Origin of the sequence: Micromonospora sp. WMMC273, from assembly GCF_027460285.1 — a bacterium.
Taxonomy (GTDB): domain Bacteria; phylum Actinomycetota; class Actinomycetes; order Mycobacteriales; family Micromonosporaceae; genus Micromonospora; species Micromonospora aurantiaca.
Genome location: NZ_JAPZBE010000001.1, coordinates 1,667,280 through 1,683,303, shown reverse-complemented (window position 1 = coordinate 1,683,303; position 16,024 = coordinate 1,667,280). Strand labels below are relative to the sequence as shown.

The 16,024-nt window shown below is 70.5% G+C and carries 14 protein-coding genes; 5 read left to right on the top strand and 9 right to left on the bottom strand.

From position 1 onward, the window contains the following. Positions 1-40: 40 nt before the first annotated feature. From O7611_RS08030 to O7611_RS08010, 5 genes are all read right to left on the bottom strand, one after another. A complete protein-coding gene (locus O7611_RS08030) occupies positions 41-1,390 on the bottom strand; it encodes a glycosyltransferase (RefSeq protein ID WP_194800922.1) in 1,350 nt (449 codons plus the stop codon). 129 nt (positions 1,391-1,519) lie between these two features. Beyond that, positions 1,520-2,794 (bottom strand): oligosaccharide flippase family protein, encoded by a 1,275-nt coding sequence (locus tag O7611_RS08025; RefSeq protein ID WP_194800921.1) that lies wholly within the window; start codon positions 2,792-2,794, stop codon positions 1,520-1,522. A 50-nt stretch (positions 2,795-2,844) separates the two neighbouring features. Next, on the bottom strand, positions 2,845-4,188 hold the full coding sequence (locus O7611_RS08020; protein ID WP_194800920.1) for an O-antigen ligase family protein: 1,344 nt from the start codon (positions 4,186-4,188) through the stop codon (positions 2,845-2,847). Between the two features lie 36 nt (positions 4,189-4,224). Next, positions 4,225-5,232, bottom strand: a complete 1,008-nt coding sequence (locus O7611_RS08015; RefSeq protein WP_194800919.1) for an SDR family NAD(P)-dependent oxidoreductase — start codon at positions 5,230-5,232, stop codon at positions 4,225-4,227. A 38-nt stretch (positions 5,233-5,270) separates the two neighbouring features. Next, positions 5,271-6,008: a sugar phosphate nucleotidyltransferase gene (locus O7611_RS08010; RefSeq protein ID WP_194800918.1), complete on the bottom strand. Its 738-nt coding sequence runs from the start codon at positions 6,006-6,008 to the stop codon at positions 5,271-5,273. Between the two features lie 142 nt (positions 6,009-6,150). Here O7611_RS08010 and O7611_RS08005 point away from each other — a divergent pair, with 142 nt between their 5' ends. Further along, a complete protein-coding gene (locus O7611_RS08005) occupies positions 6,151-7,080 on the top strand; it encodes an NAD(+)/NADH kinase (protein ID WP_194800917.1) in 930 nt (309 codons plus the stop codon). On the opposite strand, the gene O7611_RS08000 is transcribed toward O7611_RS08005, so the two are convergent. The 4 genes from O7611_RS08000 to glgC form a co-directional block, all read right to left on the bottom strand. Next, positions 6,971-8,104, bottom strand: coding sequence for a DegT/DnrJ/EryC1/StrS family aminotransferase (locus O7611_RS08000; RefSeq protein ID WP_194800916.1), 1,134 nt, complete (start codon positions 8,102-8,104; stop codon positions 6,971-6,973). The two genes, O7611_RS08005 and O7611_RS08000, sit on opposite strands and share 110 nt — an antisense overlap. Further along, entirely contained in the window at positions 8,101-8,889 is a 789-nt protein-coding gene (locus O7611_RS07995) for a GNAT family N-acetyltransferase (RefSeq protein ID WP_194800915.1), read from the bottom strand. The genes O7611_RS08000 and O7611_RS07995 overlap by 4 nt, the downstream gene beginning before the upstream one ends. A 167-nt stretch (positions 8,890-9,056) precedes the next feature. Next, on the bottom strand, positions 9,057-10,700 hold the full coding sequence (gene pgm / locus O7611_RS07990; protein WP_194800914.1) for a phosphoglucomutase (alpha-D-glucose-1,6-bisphosphate-dependent): 1,644 nt from the start codon (positions 10,698-10,700) through the stop codon (positions 9,057-9,059). Positions 10,701-10,735: 35 nt separating this feature from the next. Beyond that, entirely contained in the window at positions 10,736-11,968 is a 1,233-nt protein-coding gene (gene glgC, locus O7611_RS07985) for a glucose-1-phosphate adenylyltransferase (protein ID WP_194800913.1), read from the bottom strand. A gap of 93 nt (positions 11,969-12,061) precedes the next feature. Here glgC and glgA point away from each other — a divergent pair, with 93 nt between their 5' ends. The 4 genes from glgA to O7611_RS07965 all read left to right on the top strand — a co-directional run bounded on the left by glgA (position 12,062) and on the right by O7611_RS07965 (position 16,018). Beyond that, complete coding sequence (glgA, locus tag O7611_RS07980; protein ID WP_269696500.1) at positions 12,062-13,255, top strand: glycogen synthase; 1,194 nt, start codon at positions 12,062-12,064, stop codon at positions 13,253-13,255. 115 nt (positions 13,256-13,370) lie between these two features. Next, the gene (locus tag O7611_RS07975) at positions 13,371-14,099 is read left to right on the top strand and encodes a class I SAM-dependent methyltransferase (protein ID WP_194800912.1); all 729 of its coding nucleotides are present in this window, start codon (positions 13,371-13,373) and stop codon (positions 14,097-14,099) included. 75 nt (positions 14,100-14,174) lie between these two features. After that, a complete protein-coding gene (locus O7611_RS07970) occupies positions 14,175-14,792 on the top strand; it encodes a TetR/AcrR family transcriptional regulator (protein WP_269696499.1) in 618 nt (205 codons plus the stop codon). Then, on the top strand, positions 14,789-16,018 hold the full coding sequence (locus O7611_RS07965; RefSeq protein WP_194800910.1) for an NADH:flavin oxidoreductase: 1,230 nt from the start codon (positions 14,789-14,791) through the stop codon (positions 16,016-16,018). Before O7611_RS07970 ends, O7611_RS07965 begins: the two co-directional genes overlap by 4 nt. The last annotated feature ends 6 nt before the right edge of the window (positions 16,019-16,024 follow it).

Below are 16,024 nucleotides of genomic sequence, written 5' to 3'. Positions count from 1 at the left end.
GCTCCCCGCACACGACGGCGCGGGGAGCGTGCCATGAGATCTATCCGCGGCCGGTGCGGGCTGGTCCGTCAGCAGCCTCGCGGAGGAGCTGAAGGTATGGCCCGAACTGATCCTCGCGAAAGAGGCCGTCCAGCGCACCGGGCGGAACGGGTGGTACCGCACCGGCCTGCTGCTTCACCCCGAGCCACTCCCGCAGCTGAGCGGCAATCGCAGCTGGCTCGTTGTGGACGACTCCCACGCCTCGCTCCCGCACCAGATTCGCCGCCACCCCGTGCTCATAGCCCAGCAGGAGGATCGGACGCCGCGCCTGGAAATAGTCGAACATCTTGCCGGTGACCGTTCCGGCATCCCGGGGGTCATTCCACATGAGCTGAACCAGAACGTCCGCGTCTGCCTGGATCTGCCATGACTTCTCCGGGGTGACATAGCCGAGGACGGTGACGCAGTCAGCAACGCCTGCACGCTCGGCCGCAGCACGAACGATGCCGTCGTCCTCACCGGCGAAGACGACATGCACCCGAGCGGCGTCATCACCGAGCAGGGCGATCGCGGCGAGTAGAGGCCCCGGATCCCGCCTACCCCCATATAGATGCCCGGTGTACGCAAGGGTCAGTGTCGCCTCACCCCGCACTCCGGAGACCGGACGAACGTCCACGGAACGGGAGAGCACGGGCCGACGGTCGATCCCGTTCATGACGACGCGGGCATCCACACCGAACGTACTCCGGAGCGTCTCCGCAAGTGGTTGCGAGACGGTGACGCACCTCGTCACCGATCGGAGCACCCGGCGTTCCAGCTTTTCATCGATCGCGCGGCGCAGCGAGGAACGCACCCAGTAGTCGTTGCCGACGGACCAGAGATCCCGGTAGTCGGCCACCCACGGTACGCCCAGCCGGCGGGCGATCGCCGCCGCCACCAAGAACCCGGAGAATGGCGGCGCCGACGCCAGGACGACATCGGGACGCCAGTCGCCAGCCGCTCGGCCGAAGGCCCGCAGTGCCGGGCGAATCCAGTTGACCTGCGGATCGGGCACGAGGAGTTCCAGGCCGGCCCTCCGGACTGAGCCTTTGACGCCCGCTTTCAGCCAAGTCAGTCGCGACACTCGCCGCGCCGGCCCGCCGGCGGAGGAGGACATGTCCGGGTCGCTGCCGAGTCGCGGAAGCCGCGGCGATGGTGGCGCGTGGATCACCCGAACCCGCGGAAACCGCGCCGATTCGCCGACCCGGTCCGCGCCTGTGGCGGTCAGGATCCGGACGTCCCATCCGTGCTCGTCAGCGAAGGCCGCAAGGGCAGCCGGTCGACTGGCGGCAACCGTCTCGGCCGACGGAAGGTGGTACGAGACGACAAGCAGTCGTGGTGTGGACGCGGGATCCCGCTGGTGGTCCGTCATTGCCGGCACCCCCACCATCGGCGGCACGAACCCTGCATCTGGGCACACTCCTTCCCCGGTTGATACAGGGATCAACGTGTAGAAATGGTCGAAGAAACGCGGAACCTTCAAGAAGAGGCAGACTGGTGTTCAGCCCGGGGATACCAGATGCCGCTCCGCGCCTGCCCCGCCACCGACCCGGCTTGCCGCGGTGACCACTCGCAACGACATCAGCCAGCCGACGCCGTACGAAAGCGCGCCGGCGATACCGAAAGACCAGACGGCGGTCAGCGGTGATCCGCCAACCGACGCCACGACGGCGACGGTGCCCGCCACGAGAAGGAGACGCCCGGCGTCCCAGGCAAGTTGCAGCCCTTGGCGTTCGAACACGATGAGTGTCTGCGACAGCGGCGACGCCACGAGTTGCGCTGCCATGAAGACGGCCATGGCCTGGGCGTAGCCGCCGCTGCTGCGCCATTGCGGACCGAAGACCAGCGAGAACAGCATCGGCGCGGCGACCACGACGGCAAGGGCGCTCGGGCCCGCCACCAGGGCCAGCTTCCGGCTCGCCCTCACGAACACGCGCCGGCCGGCCGCCGGCTGCTCCCGCGCGATCCGGGCGATCTCGGCCAGGTAGACCTGCGCGACCGCGGATGCCACCAGAGCGACAGGCATCGCGACCACTCGCTGGGTGAGACCCAACCAGCCCGCCACCGTGCTGCCGTACCAGTAGGCGACGAGTAGGACCGGTAGCTGCGTGCCGAGCACGTTGAGCAGGCCTGACGGTGCCATCAGCAGCGGGAAACGGCGATACCGCCGGGCCACCGCCAGCAGTCGCCGGGGTTCGTGGTCGGCCTTCCCGTCCTGGCCGCGTCGACGCGCGTCCCGCAGCAGAACTGCGGCGGCCACCACCTGGCCGAATCCGAAGCCGAGTATCAGACCGCCGGACCGAAGGCCCGCGACACCGGCAGTGATCTGTGTGAACACCACGCCAAGGGACTGGAACAGGTTGCGCCGGCCGATCGTCGCGTACCGAAAGTGCCGAACGGCGAGTTGGTTGAGCACGAGAACCGCACCCAACGCCGCTGCGGAGGGCGGCACCACCCATAGCCAGGGCGCCAGCTCGGGCTGACCGAACCACCATGCCACCTCGCCACCCGCCACGAGGACCGCAACAGCCCCGACAAAGCCGGTCCCACAGGCAGCGACGAGGCCGAGGGTCACCAGCGCCTGTGCGTCACTCTCCCGCTTCGGCAGCGGAATCGCCATCTCGAACCGCAGCGCCGCCACCGTGCCGAGGGTGACCGCCAACGCGGTGACGACAGCGAGATGACCGAAGTCAGCCGGGCGGTAGATCCGGGCCAGCAGCGGAACGGCCGCCAAGGCGAGTAGTTGGCCTCCCGCAGAGCCGGCCGCGATGCTCAACACTCCCCGTCGGCCGTCCGACAACGTAGGACGCAGTAAAGGTCGCCATCTCACTCGACGCCCCTGGCCGGACCGATCGGTACGGGGAGCCCGGCACCGCGCCACGGATGGACCGACGGAGGTGGTGGCATACCACGCCCGCCAACTCCCGCCCGGCCTGTCCGCGGCCGGCGCCACACCCTGGGCATCGTGGCCCCGGACAGGACGAGCACGCCGAGAGCCAGTGCGGCGAAGAGTGGACGGTCCCCGTTTATGTCGCCGGATGTCGACACCGCCACCGCGTAGAACGCCACCAGGGCGAGAACGAACCCGGCGGCGGGATCACGCCGGGCAGCGCGCCACAGTCCGGTGACCACGGTCAGGACTGCCAGGCCGAACGCACCGGCCACCAGCCAGCCGGCCTCGGCCGGCAACTCCAACCACAGGTTGTGCGGGTACTTGTGGATTTCCATCCCGGCATGGATTCCCCAGTTGCCGTACCCGACTCCGCCGGGGTGCTCGGCGATGATCGGCAGCGTGACCTCCCGCATCGTCGCCCGGGTGCTGTCGAACAGTTCGTCGCTCGGATCCACCACCAGTTCATACATCCGGGTCGGAATCAAGGAGGGCATGGCGGCCACGGCCATCGCCAGGGTTCCCATCAGCGCGAGGGCGCCCCACGCACGACGGCTCTTGCGCATCCGGAGCCCGGCGAGGACGAGGACGAACAGAGCGAGGACGGTCGCCAGCAAGGGCCCTCGGGAGCCGGTAGCGAACAGGCCGAGGAAGAGCAGCACCATCGGGCCGGCGGCCCAGGTGGCCGTGATGCGCTTGCGCAGGCACAGCCAGGTCAGGGCAAGAATTCCGCCACCGATCGCCCGCCCCAGCCAGATCGGATTGGATCCGAAGCCGCTCGCCCGACCGGCCTCCGATTCGCCGGTCATTGCGGCGACAGCGAGCACCAGACCGCACAGCGCGAACAGGGCGGCGAACATCTCGACGTCGCGCCTGCCGCGCAGCAACGCGACTGCCAGCGCCGCTGCCATCGTCAAGGTCACGAGAAGCAGGAGCTTCTGTTGGCCGTACTCCGTCTGCGGGGGTGAGAGGATTCCCGGCGACGCCAGGATGCCGAAGATCAATAAGCTCCAGAAGACCACCACCCGGGCGCGAGAGGACACCCGAAGGATCTCGTGCAGAGCCAGCGGCACCGCCAGGAGCACCGCTACGACCAGAAAGCTTCGGCCCATCAGGCGCGGGAACACGTCGAAGTTGAGCAGCATCACCACCGCTGCGGCCCGCAACACTGCCGAGAGCCGCCCGCCCTCCCGTGCCTTGCTCCGCACTGGTGCGCCGAACGATCCACGGGTAGATCGGCCGAACGCACCAGGCAAACGGGCGTGGTCATACGCCACCATCACACCGGATCCTCTCGGGCAGCGCCTGCTGACCGGTCACACCGCCCGGTCCGAGCGGTAGCGGGCGAGATTGGCGGGATCGAGGAACCACTCGACCGTCGCCTTCAGCCCGTCGTCGATGTCCTTGGTCGGTTGCCAACCAGTCCGCGCCCGCAGGAGACCAGGATCGCCGACCAGGCGTTCCACCTCGGATTCCGGCGGACGCAACCGGGAGTCGCTGACGATCAGCTCCGGCTGGACGCCGAAGATGGCGGAAATTTTCCTGACAAGATCACCAATCGACGTCTCCCGACCAGTCGCTGCCTGGAACACCCCACCCACCACGGCGTCATCGGCAGCGGTACCGACCGCTTGAAAGGCTGCGACGGTGTCGGTCACGTAGAGCAGGTCGCGGGTGGTACCGAGCGCGCCCAGCCGGACCTTTCCCTCGTCCTTCGCCAACTGGCTGATGATGGTGGGAATGACGGCTCGGGTCGACTGCCGTGGACCGTACGTGTTGAACGGTCGAAGCGTCACGACCGGGAGGCCGAAGCTGAGGTGGTAGCTCTCCGCGAGCTTGTCAGCGCCGATCTTCGACGCCGAGTACGGCGACTGCCCGCGCAACCGATGCTCCTCGGTCATCGGCACGGTGGTGGCCGTCCCGTACACCTCGCTCGTGGAGGTCACCACCACACGGCCGACCGAGGCCGTCCGGGCGCTCTCCAGCACGTTGAGTGTGCCGGTGATGTTCGTCTCGACATAAGACTGCGGTGCCAGGTAGGAGTACGGGATACCGCCCAGGGCGGCCAGGTGGTAGACGACGGAGGCGCCGTCGACGAGCCGCTGCACCATCCCCCGGTCGCGGATGTCGCCGGCGACCACGTCGACGCCCGCTCTCTGGTCCTCCCCAAGGGCGTCCAGCCAGCCGTGAGTGCCGGCACCGTTGTAGTGCACGAAGGCACGCACCCGGTGACCCGCGCCGACGAGTGCTTCAACCAGGTGGGATCCGATGAAGCCACCGGCTCCGGTCACCACCACCGGGTCGCCGTACGAGTGCGTGGTCATGGCATTCCTCCTCGTTGCCGGCCGGCCACCCGGTCGGCTCAACTCGTGCCGGCCGTCACCGGCGCACCGGCGGGCAGCAGCATGTCCCGAACGTCAGCGAAGCAACGGTTTGCTTCGTCGTAATCCTCCGGGCGACCGATGTCGAGCCAGTAGCCGTCGCACTCGTAGCTCGCCGGCGGCTCGCCCCGGTCCAGGAGGTCAAGGACCAGTTGGTCGAACCCGAAGGGCCGGCCGACCTGATAGCGGGCGATGGTGCTCCGGGAGAGGCCGTAGACGCCCATGCTCACCCGGTAGTGGAGGACCGGCTTCTCGGCGAACGAGGTGATCTTGTCGCCGGCCAACTCGAGGACGCCAAAGTCGATCTTGACCGTCCGCCGGTAGGTGGCAATCGTCAGTGGCGCCCCCGACCGCTGATGCGTGGTCAGCAGGTCGACGTAGTCGAGATCGGTGAGCACGTCGCCGTTCATCACGAGGAAGTGTTCGGGCAGCCGGTCCCGGATGCCGAAGAGCGGGCCGATCGTGGACAGCGGCCGGTCTTCCTCGACGTAGTCGACCGTCAGCCCGAATCGCGAGCCGTCGCCGACGAACGCCCGTATCAGCGCCCCGAGGTGGTTGATCGCCAGCGTCACGTGGGTGAACCCGCGGGCCGCGAGCTGACGCAACACGATCTCAAGGATCGCGTAGCTGTCCCCGATCGGCACGAGCGGCTTCGGTAGGGTCGACGTGTAGGGACGGAGTCGCACTCCAGCGCCACCCGCCATGATCACGGCATGCATCGACCCTCCGTTCGTCCCCACTCCACCTGCGTCCAACGACGAAAGGGCCGACAGGGTACGGGAAAATCCCATACACCCGAATCATCTGCTTCCGCATCGCGTACCCCCGACGGTCCGCATTCCGGTGTGATGAGCTGTACGGGTGGCGGGCTATGTGTTCGGGCTGGTGCTGCACCCGACCCGGAACGTCTCCGAGGTGGTGGAGACGATCGCGCGGTGGGCGGCCCGGCACAGCAAGACCCTTGCCGTGAGATGCGAGGACCGGCACCGGGTGCCGGCCTCGGTGGAAGCGGTCCCCGTCGGTGACCTCGCCGCTCACTGCGACGCGCTCATCAGCATCGGCGGCGACGGCACCATGCTGGGCGCGCTGCGGATGGCTGTCCGCGATCCGAAGCCGGTGCTCGGGGTGCACCTGGGACGGCTGGGCTTCCTGGTGGAGGTGGAACCGCCCGACCTGCCGCGAGCACTGGAGCGGCTGGTGGCACGCGATTTCACCGTCGAGTCGCACGCCTGCCTGGCCTGCGACGTCTGCGGCGACGACGTGGTGGCGTTCAACGACATCGCCCTGGTCCGGCAGCCCGGGGCGGGCTTCGTCACCGCGACCTTAGCGGTCGACGGTCAGCGCTACGGCTACTACCGGTGCGACGCACTGGTGGTGAGCACGCCCACCGGCTCCACCGCGTACAGCTACGCAGCCGGTGGGCCGTTGATCTCGCCCGCGACCGAGGCGATGGTGGTGACGCCCTCCGCACCGATGGCCGGGATCTCCCGATCGGTGCTGCTCTCCGCGCACGAGAGCGTGCACCTGGAGCTACGCCCGGATTCCGCGCCGGTGGCGGTGGAGATGGACGGGTTGCTGATCCGTCAGGCGGCGACGGAGGGCTCGGTGCACGTCCGATACGTCCGCGACGCCGGCCGCGTCGTCCGCCTCGATCCGCGCCGCTACCAGGAGCGCAACCAGCTCAAGCTGAGCCTGCTCGACCTGCCGTTGCTGCCCGACCAGTTGCGCGAGCTGTTGCCGGAGGGCTTACGGGAGCAACTCGACCGCCGGAAGCTGCCCCCGCCGCGGTGACGGTGGCGCCGCGTCCCCCGGCGTCGCTCTCCGCCCACGGCACGGCAGCGGCGCGGTCCTGGCCAGGAGCCGAGTTCAACGCCCGGCGGAAGCACTCGACCAGCTCGGGGTAGTCGTCCGGCTCGACGTCCTGGTGCACCGGGAAGTTGATGATGTGCCGCGCGAGGCGCGCCGTCGTCGGGTGGTCGCGGAGGTGCTCGATGAGCGTGTGGTAGAGACTGACCATGCCGTAGCCCTCGCGGTTCATCTCGGCGTAGACGTGGTCACGGTTCTCGCGTCCGTCCCCGAGGATCCGCACCGGCAACGTCTGCGGCACGTCGTCCTCGTCCAGCTCGGGCCAGATCAGCTCGAAGGCATCACCGAGTTCCGGCAACGCGCCGAGCAAGCCGGTGAGGGCGCGGAAATTCTGCCGACGTCGCCGGGCGACGCCCAGCGTGTCGTAGTTGAGCAGGTGTCGCGCCAGCTCGGGCGCGGTTTCGCGCTGGCCGGTGAGTCGATCGGGGTTTCGGTAGGTCACCATCCCGCCGCGCGCGCCCGGCATCGGCAGCATCTTGTGCAGGGAGTAGAGCGACACCTCCCCGGTGCGCCCGGCCGGACCACCGAGCGCGTGGGTGAACCAGGCGTGCGCGAGGTCCTCCAGCAGCAGTGCCCCGTGCCGATCGGTCAGGGTACGGATTCGCCCGACCGCACGCTCGGTACGGCCGAAGTAGTGGATGACCACGACCACGTCGTACCGGCGCTCGGCGAGCCGGGCCTCCAGCGACGACAGGTCCACCGCGAGGTCCGGGGTCAGATCGTAGAAGCCGGGGTCGAGACCCAGATCGGTCACCGGGTCGAAGACGCCACTGCCCTCGTGCGCCGACCAGCCGATGAATGACGGCAACAGGATGTCGCGTTGCTCGCCTCGCCACACCTCGGGCTGCGCGAGAAGGTCCCGCATCCCCTCCCGGGCCGCGCCGTAGTACAGGCTCGGAGTGCGGAAGCCGTCGGGGTCGACGGCGGTCTTGGCGATCGTCCTCGTCACGGCAGCTCCAGTCGGGTGCGGATCTCGGTTGTGGACATCCTCAGCGAGCGGTTGGCGGCGCGCAGGGCACCGGTGGCGCTGGGTGGCGGGATGTCACCCGGCGCGATGACCAGCACACGATCGATCTCGGGGAACTCGCGCAGCACGGCGGCGACGACCGCCGGCTGCCGTAGGGTCGCGACGTCGAAGCAGCGCAGCACGCGGGCGCTCGGGCGACCGAACCGTACGTCGGAGTCACCGACGACGGCCGTGAGTTCGCCGAATCCGTAGGTGTCGAACCAGGCACGGGCGGCGTGCAGACCGTCGAGCCGTACGCCGGCGAACGGAGCGGATCGGTCGGGTGCGACGTCCGTGACCCACCATGTGCTCGTGGACTCGGTGGTGAAGCCGAGCCGGTCATACAACGCCCGGGCGGGGGGATTGTCCGCGAAGACGTCGAGCTGCATTCTCCGGACGCCGGGATGGCGAACGAGGTACGCCCGCAGCAGCGCGCGAGCGACGCCCCGGCCACGCGCGGCTCGGACCACGCAGATGTAGGAGAGGTGCGCGAGTCCCGGCTCGACGAGCGTCAGGTCCGCGAAGCCCAGCCGCTCGCCGCCGTCGGTCTCGGCCACCAGGAAACAACGGCCGGGGAAAGATGCCGGATGCGCCAGCACGACCTCCCAGAACCGTCCGACGCCGGGCTGGGCCGAAGTCAGATAGTCATGGAGGTGACGGACGAACGACGCCTGGCTGACCGAGGCCAGCCAGGCGGCGTCGGCGACCACCGCCGGACGGACGTGCACGTCGGGTGGAGCAGCCGTGGCATGTGTGCCGGATACGGGCGACATCGAATCCGACAGAGGCGCAGGACGCGGGACGACCGACATGGCCCACACCATAGGACGCAGACCACTCGCAAGGGTGGATTTCAGGCAGAAACCCGCCCGGTGAACGCCGGCCGCCCGAGCGGTCAGGCGGTGGCGAGCACCCCGTCGACCAGCGCCTTGGCCTCCTCCTGGATCCGGGCCAGGTGCTCCGGGCCCTGGAACGACTCGGCGTAGATCTTGTAGACGTCCTCGGTGCCGGACGGGCGGGCGGCGAACCAGCCCGATTCGGTGGTCACCTTGAGCCCGCCGATCGCGGCGCCGTTGCCGGGCGCGGTGGTGAGGATCGCGGTGATCGGCTCACCGGCCAGCTCGGTCGCGGTGACCTGCTCCGGCGACAGCTTGCCCAGGACGGCCTTCTGGGCCCGGTCGGCCGGGGCGTCGATCCGGGCGTACGCGGGCGCGCCGAAGCGGTCGGCCAGCTCGGCCCAGTGCTCGCTGGGCGTACGGCCGGTGGTGGCGATGATCTCGGCGGCGAGCAGGCAGAGCAGGATGCCGTCCTTGTCGGTGGTCCAGGTGCCGCCGTCGCGGCGCAGGAACGACGCGCCGGCGCTCTCCTCGCCGCCGAAGCCGACGGTGCCGTCGAGCAGACCGGGCACGAACCACTTGAACCCGACCGGCACCTCCAGCAGCGGGCGGCCGAGATCGGCCGCGACCCGGTCGATCATCGAGGAGGAGACGAGCGTCTTGCCCACCGCCGCGGCCGGGCCCCACTGCTCCCGGGTACGGAACAGGTGGCCGATCGCCACGGCCAGGTAGTGGTTGGGGTTCATCAGGCCGCCGTCGGGCGTGACGATGCCGTGCCGGTCGGCGTCGGCGTCGTTGCCGGTGGAGACCGCGTAGTCGTCCCGGGCGGCGATCAGCGAGGCCATCGCGTTCGGCGAGGAGCAGTCCATCCGGATCTTGCCGTCGCCGTCGAGCGTCATGAACCGCCACGTCGGGTCCACCAGCGGGTTGATCACGGTGAGGTCGAGGCGGTGCCGTTCGGCGATCTCGCCCCAGTACGCCACGCTCGCCCCGCCCATCGGGTCCGCGCCGATGCGCACCCCGGCGTCGCGGATCGCGTCGATGTCCAGCGCGGCGGGCAGGTCGTCGACGTACCGGGCGAGGAAGTCGTACTCCCCGGTGGTGGCGGCGGCGCGCGCCCGCGCGTACGGGATACGTTTCACCTCCTTGAGCCCGGCGGCGAGGATGGCGTTCGCGCGGTCCTGGATCCACTTGGTGGCGTCGGTGTCGGCGGGCCCGCCGTGGGTGGGGTTGTACTTGAACCCGCCGTCGGACGGCGGGTTGTGCGACGGGGTGATGACGATGCCGTCGGCGAGGCCGCTGGTGCGCCCCCGGTTGTGGGTGAGGATGGCGTGCGAGACGGCGGGCGTCGGGGTGTAGCCGTCGCGGCTGTCGCGCAGCACTGTGACGTCGTTGGCGGCGAGCACCTCCAGCGCGTCGGCCTCGGCGGGCGCGGAGAGCGCGTGGGTGTCCCGGCCGAGGAACAGCGGCCCGGAAAGGCCCTGTTCGCGGCGGTAGTCGCAGAGCGCCTGGGTGACGGCGAGGATGTGGTCGGAGTTGAACGCGTGGCGGAGGCTGGATCCGCGGTGCCCGGAGGTGCCGAAGGAGACCTGCTGCGCCGGGTCGTCCGGGTCCGGGTGCTCGGCGTAGTAGGCGGTGACCAGCCGGGGCACGTCGACCAGGTCGGCGGGCTGTGCGGGCTGACCGGCACGGGGGTGGGCCACTGCGGGATCCTCCTCGTTGATGCGGTGGGGACTGCTCAGGGCTCGACGCGCTGGCCCTTGCCGATGACGACGATGCCGTTGTCGGAGACGGTGTAGCGCTGGCGGTCCTTCTCCAGGTCGACGCCGATCTCGGCGCCCTCCGGGACGTGGACGTTCTTGTCCAGGATCGCGCGCCGGACGACCGCGTGGCGGCCGATCTGGACACCCTCCATCAGCACTGCCCCGTCGACGTGCGCCCACGAGTGGACCTTCACCTTCGGCGCCACGATCGAGTTCTCCACCAGCGAGCCGGAAATCACCGAGCCGGGCGAGACCATCGAGCTGACCGCGCGGCCGACACGCTCGCCCCAGGCGTGCACGAACTTGGCCGGCGGGTACGGCGGCTGCTCGGTGTAGATGGGCCACTCGAAGTTGTAGAGGTTGAACACCGGGTGCACGTTGATCAGGTCCATGTGCGCGTCGTAGAACGAGTCGAGCGTTCCCACGTCCCGCCAGTAGCCGCGGTCGCGGTCGGTGCTGCCGGGCACCTCGTTGTCCTTGAAGTCGTAGACGTTGGCCTCGCCGCGCTCGACGAGCATCGGGATGATGCTGCCGCCCATGTCGTGCTTGCTCGTCTTGTCCGCCGCGTCGCGCTCGACCGCCTCGCACAGCGCCCGGGTGGTGAACACGTAGTTGCCCATCGAGGCGTAGATCTCGTCCGGCGCGTCGGGCAGCCCGACCGCGTCGGTGGGCTTCTCCCGGAACGCGCGGATGCGCTTGCCGTCCTCGCCGACCTCGATCACGCCGAACTGGTCGGCCGTCGACAGCGGCTGCCGGATGCCCGCCACCGTCACCCCGGCGCCGGAGGCGATGTGGTCCTCGACCATCTGCCGGGGATCCATCCGGTAGATGTGGTCCGCGCCGAAGACGATCACGTAGTCGGGTTGCTCGTCGTTGATCAGGTTGAAGCTCTGGTAGATCGCGTCGGCCGAGCCGGCGAACCACCACGGGCCGCGGCGCTGCTGCGCGGGCACCGGCGTGACGTAGTTGCCGAGCAGCGTCGACATCCGCCACGTCTTGGTGATGTGGCGGTCCAGGGAGTGCGACTTGTACTGGGTCAGGACGACGATCTTGAGGAAGCCGGCGTTCGCCAGGTTGGACAGGACGAAGTCGACCATGCGGTACATCCCGCCGAAGGGGACGGCGGGCTTCGCCCGGTCGGTCGTCAGGGGCATCAGGCGCTTGCCCTCCCCGCCGGCCAGGACGATCGCGAGCACCTTGGCAGCCATGCTCAGACGCTAACGACCCGGAACCGACTTCACCACTCGGACGCCCACACTTGCCACCGCGTGCGACGTGGCGCTCTGCACTAGGGTGCGGGCATGGCACCGATGCGCGTCGACCTGCTCACCCGCGAGTACCCGCCGGAGGTGTACGGCGGTGCCGGGGTGCACGTGGAATACCTCGCCCGTGAGCTGCGCCGGCTCGCCGACGTGCGGGTGCACTGCTTCGGCGCGCCGCGCGACGAGAAGGGCGTCACCGCGTACGCCGAGCCGGCCGCGCTCGCCGGCGCCAACGCCGCGCTGCGCGTCATGGGCGTCGACCTGGAGATGGCCGCCGGGACGGCCGGCACCGACGTGGTGCACAGCCACACCTGGTACGCCAACCTGGCCGGGCACACCGCAAAGCTGCTGCACGGGGTGCCGCACGTGGTGACCGCGCACAGCCTGGAACCGCTGCGGCCGTGGAAGGCCGAGCAGCTCGGCGGCGGGTACGCGCTCTCCTCCTGGTGCGAGCGGACCGCGTTCGAGGCGGCCGACGCGATCATCGCGGTGAGCGCGGGCATGCGGCGCGACGTGCTCACCGCGTACCCGGCGGTGAACCCCGACCGGGTACGCGTGGTCTACAACGGCATCGACACCGCGCAGTACGCCCCGGACCCGGGCACCGACGTGCTCGACCGGCTCGGCATCGACCCGGGGAGGCCGAGCGTCGTCTACGTCGGGCGGATCACCCGGCAGAAGGGCCTGCCGTACCTGCTGCGGGCGGCCCGGGAACTGCCCGCCGACACCCAGCTGGTGCTGCTCGCCGGCGCGCCGGACACCCCGGAGATCGCGGCCGAGGTGGAGGGCCTCGTGGCGGAGCTGCGGGCCACCCGGTCCGGGGTGATCTGGGTGGCGGCGATGCTGCCCAAGCACGAGGTGATCCAGGTCCTCACCCACGCCACGGTCTTCGCCTGCCCGTCCGTCTACGAGCCGATGGGCATCGTCAACCTGGAGGCGATGGCCTGCGAGACCGCCGTGGTGGCGACCGCCACCGGCGGCATCCCCGAGGTGGTCGCCGACGGCGAGACCGGGCTGCTGGTGCCGATCGAGCAGGCCGGCGACGGCTCCGGCACCCCGCTGGACCCGGAGCGGTTCGTGGCCGACCTGGCCGCGCGCATGAACGAGCTGCTGGCCGACCCGGAGCGGATCGCCGCGTTCGGGGCGGCGGGGCGGCGGCGGGCGGTGGAGCACTTCTCCTGGGACGCGATCGCCCGCCAGACGCTCGACGTCTACCGCTCGGTGGGGGTGTAAGGAGGGGCACCCTGTTAACGCCTCCGGTAGAGGAAGGGCCCCTTATCAACGGGCGCGGCCCACCTCGCCGGGCGCTACGACGTGCGGGCGCCACAAGCCGGGTTAGGGTCGCCCGATGCCCGATGCGATCTTCGCCCATCCGCGTCTCGCGCCGGTCTACGACGCCTTCGACCCCGACCGGGACGACCTGGCCGCCTACCTCGCGCTCGCCGGGGAGCTGGGCGCGCGCACGGTGCTCGACGTGGGCTGCGGGACGGGGTCGCTGGCGGTCCTGCTGGCCCGGCACGGACACGCGGTCGTCGGCGTCGACCCGGCCGAGGCGTCCCTCGACGTCGCGCGGGCCAAGGACGGGGCCGGCGCGGTCCACTGGATCCACGGCGACGCCGCGGCGCTGCCCGCGCTCGACGCCGACCTGGCCACGATGACCGGGAACGTGGCGCAGGTCTTCCTGACCGACGCCGACTGGGGACGGACGCTCCGGAGCATCCATGCCGCGCTCCGGCCGGAGGGGCATCTCGTCTTCGAGACCCGGCGTCCCGACCATCGCGCCTGGGAGGAGTGGGCGACGGACACCGGCCCGGTCATCCGATCCGCCCCGGGCGTCGGGCGGGTGGAACGGCGTTTTCGGGTAACCGCGATCGACCTGCCGTTCGTGTCCTTCCGCTTCACCTACCGCTTCCTGTCCGACGGGGCGGTGGTCACGTCGGACTCGACGCTGCGGTTCCGCGACCGCGACGAGGTCGAGTCGAGCCTGACCGCCGCCGGATACCGGGTGCTCGACGTGCGGCAGGCGCCTGATCGCCCCGATCGGGAGTTCGTGTTCGTCGCGCAGCGGACGAGCTAGAGGCGGAGCGCGGGTCACGTCGCAGGGCGGTCACCGATTATTGACGCTTCCCGCCAAAAATGCTTCACTTGCCGCATGGCCTCGGACAACCCGCCCGCGCGGCGCCGACGCGGCCGGCCCACGGTGCTCGATCCCGAAGCGGTCGGCACCGCGGCCCTGCGGCTCTGGTCGGAGCGCGGCTACGGCGCCACCGGCTGGGACGACCTCTCCGCGGCCACCGGGATCAGCGCCCGCACCCTGATGCGGCACTTCCCGTCCAAGGCCGCCCTCGCCTGGGTGGGGGTGCCCGCCGCCACGCGGCGGCTGACCGAGACGTTCCGCGCGCTGCCCCTCGACGTCCCGCTGTCCGACGCGCTGCGCGCCGCAGTGGTCGCCTCCGTCTCCGACGACGCGCTCGTGCTCAGCGCGGGCGGGTACTGGATGCGGGTCGTCGCCGAGGAACCCGAACTGGCGGAAGCCTCCGCCCGCGCCTACGCGCCCTGGACCGAGGCCCTCGCCCGGGAGATCGCCCGGCGTCGACCGGGAGCGCCAAGGGCGATCTGCCACGCCGTCGCCGCCGCGTACCGCGAGGCGGCCCAGGCCGCGCTGTACGACTGGGCCCGCGGCGGCCCCGACGGCTCGCCCGCCCACGCCGTCGACGCCCTGCTGCGTCTGCTGGACATCCGCATCACCACACCCGAGGAAGCCCCGTGACCACCACGCGCCCGATCCCCGACCCGCTCGCCCCCGCCACCCTCGGTCCGGTTCGCCTGCGCAACCGGGTCATCAAGTCCGCCACCTTCGAGGGGGCGACCCCGGACGCCCTGGTCACCGACCGCCTGATCGACTACCACACCGCTGTGGGCCGCGGCGGCGTCGGCATGACGACTGTCGCCTACCTCGCCGTCGCGCCCGAGGGACGCACCGAACGGGGCCAGGTCTACTGGCGGCCCGAGGCGCTGCCCGGGCTGCGGCGACTGACCGAGGCGGTGCACGCCACCGGCGCCAAGGTCAGCGCCCAGATCGGGCACGCCGGGCCGGTGGCGAACTCCCGCTCGAACGGGCTGCCCTCGCTCGCCGCGTCGGCGCGGTTCAACCCCCTGGCGATGGGCTTCGACCGCGCCGCGACGCACGACGACATCCGCCGCGTCGTGGCCGCGCACGGCAGCGCCGCCGCGGCGGCCCGCGAGGTGGGCTTCGACGCCGTCGAGGTGCACCTGGGCCACACCTACCTCGCCGGATCGTTCCTGTCGCCGAAGCTCAACCGGCGCCGGGACGAGTTCGGCGGTGCGCTGGCCAACCGCGCCGAGTTCCCGCGCCGGATCCTGGCCGCCGTCAAGGAAGCAGTCGGCGACGACGTGGCCGTCATCGCCAAGATGAACATGAGCGACGGCGTACGCGGCGGTTTCGACCTCGACGAGTCGATCCCGTTCGCCCGGACGCTGGAGGCCGACGGGCACCTGGACGCCCTGGAACTCACCGGCGGGTCCTCGCTGCTCAACCCGATGTTCCTGTTCCGGGGCGACATCCCGCTCGCGGCGATGGCCGCGCCCCAGCCGCCGCTGCTGCGGCTCGGCATGAAGATGTTCGGCCGGTTCCTGTTCCACGACTACCCCTACCAGCCGCTCTACTTCCGCGACCTCGCGCTCCAGTTCCGCCGTGAGCTGTCCATGCCGCTGATCCTGCTCGGCGGCATCACCGACCTCGACGGGATGCGCACGGCCATGAGCGACGGCTTCGAGTACGTCGCGATGGCCCGCGCCCTGCTCCGGGAGCCGGATCTGATCAGCAAGATCAGCCGCGACGCCACCACCCGGTCGCGCTGCACCCACTGCAACCTCTGCGCCGCCAGCATCTTCACCGGCACCCACTGTCCCCTGGACGCCGAGGGGACGGCGGCGCTCGTCGCCGCCGGCACCCGGCCCGTCGTCGCCCCGTAGCAAGGA

Coding starts and splice junctions, on each gene's coding strand:
- O7611_RS07975 (WP_194800912.1), top strand. CDS start 13,371: ATGCCCGATGCGATCTTCGCCCATCCGCGTCTCGCGCCGGTCTACGAC.
- glgC (WP_194800913.1), bottom strand. CDS start 11,968: ATGGCTGCCAAGGTGCTCGCGATCGTCCTGGCCGGCGGGGAGGGCAAG.
- O7611_RS08015 (WP_194800919.1), bottom strand. CDS start 5,232: ATGACCACGCACTCGTACGGCGACCCGGTGGTGGTGACCGGAGCCGGT.
- O7611_RS08010 (WP_194800918.1), bottom strand. CDS start 6,008: ATGCATGCCGTGATCATGGCGGGTGGCGCTGGAGTGCGACTCCGTCCC.
- O7611_RS08030 (WP_194800922.1), bottom strand. CDS start 1,390: ATGACGGACCACCAGCGGGATCCCGCGTCCACACCACGACTGCTTGTC.
- O7611_RS07970 (WP_269696499.1), top strand. CDS start 14,175: ATGGCCTCGGACAACCCGCCCGCGCGGCGCCGACGCGGCCGGCCCACG.
- O7611_RS08020 (WP_194800920.1), bottom strand. CDS start 4,188: ATGGTGGCGTATGACCACGCCCGTTTGCCTGGTGCGTTCGGCCGATCT.
- glgA (WP_269696500.1), top strand. CDS start 12,062: ATGGCACCGATGCGCGTCGACCTGCTCACCCGCGAGTACCCGCCGGAG.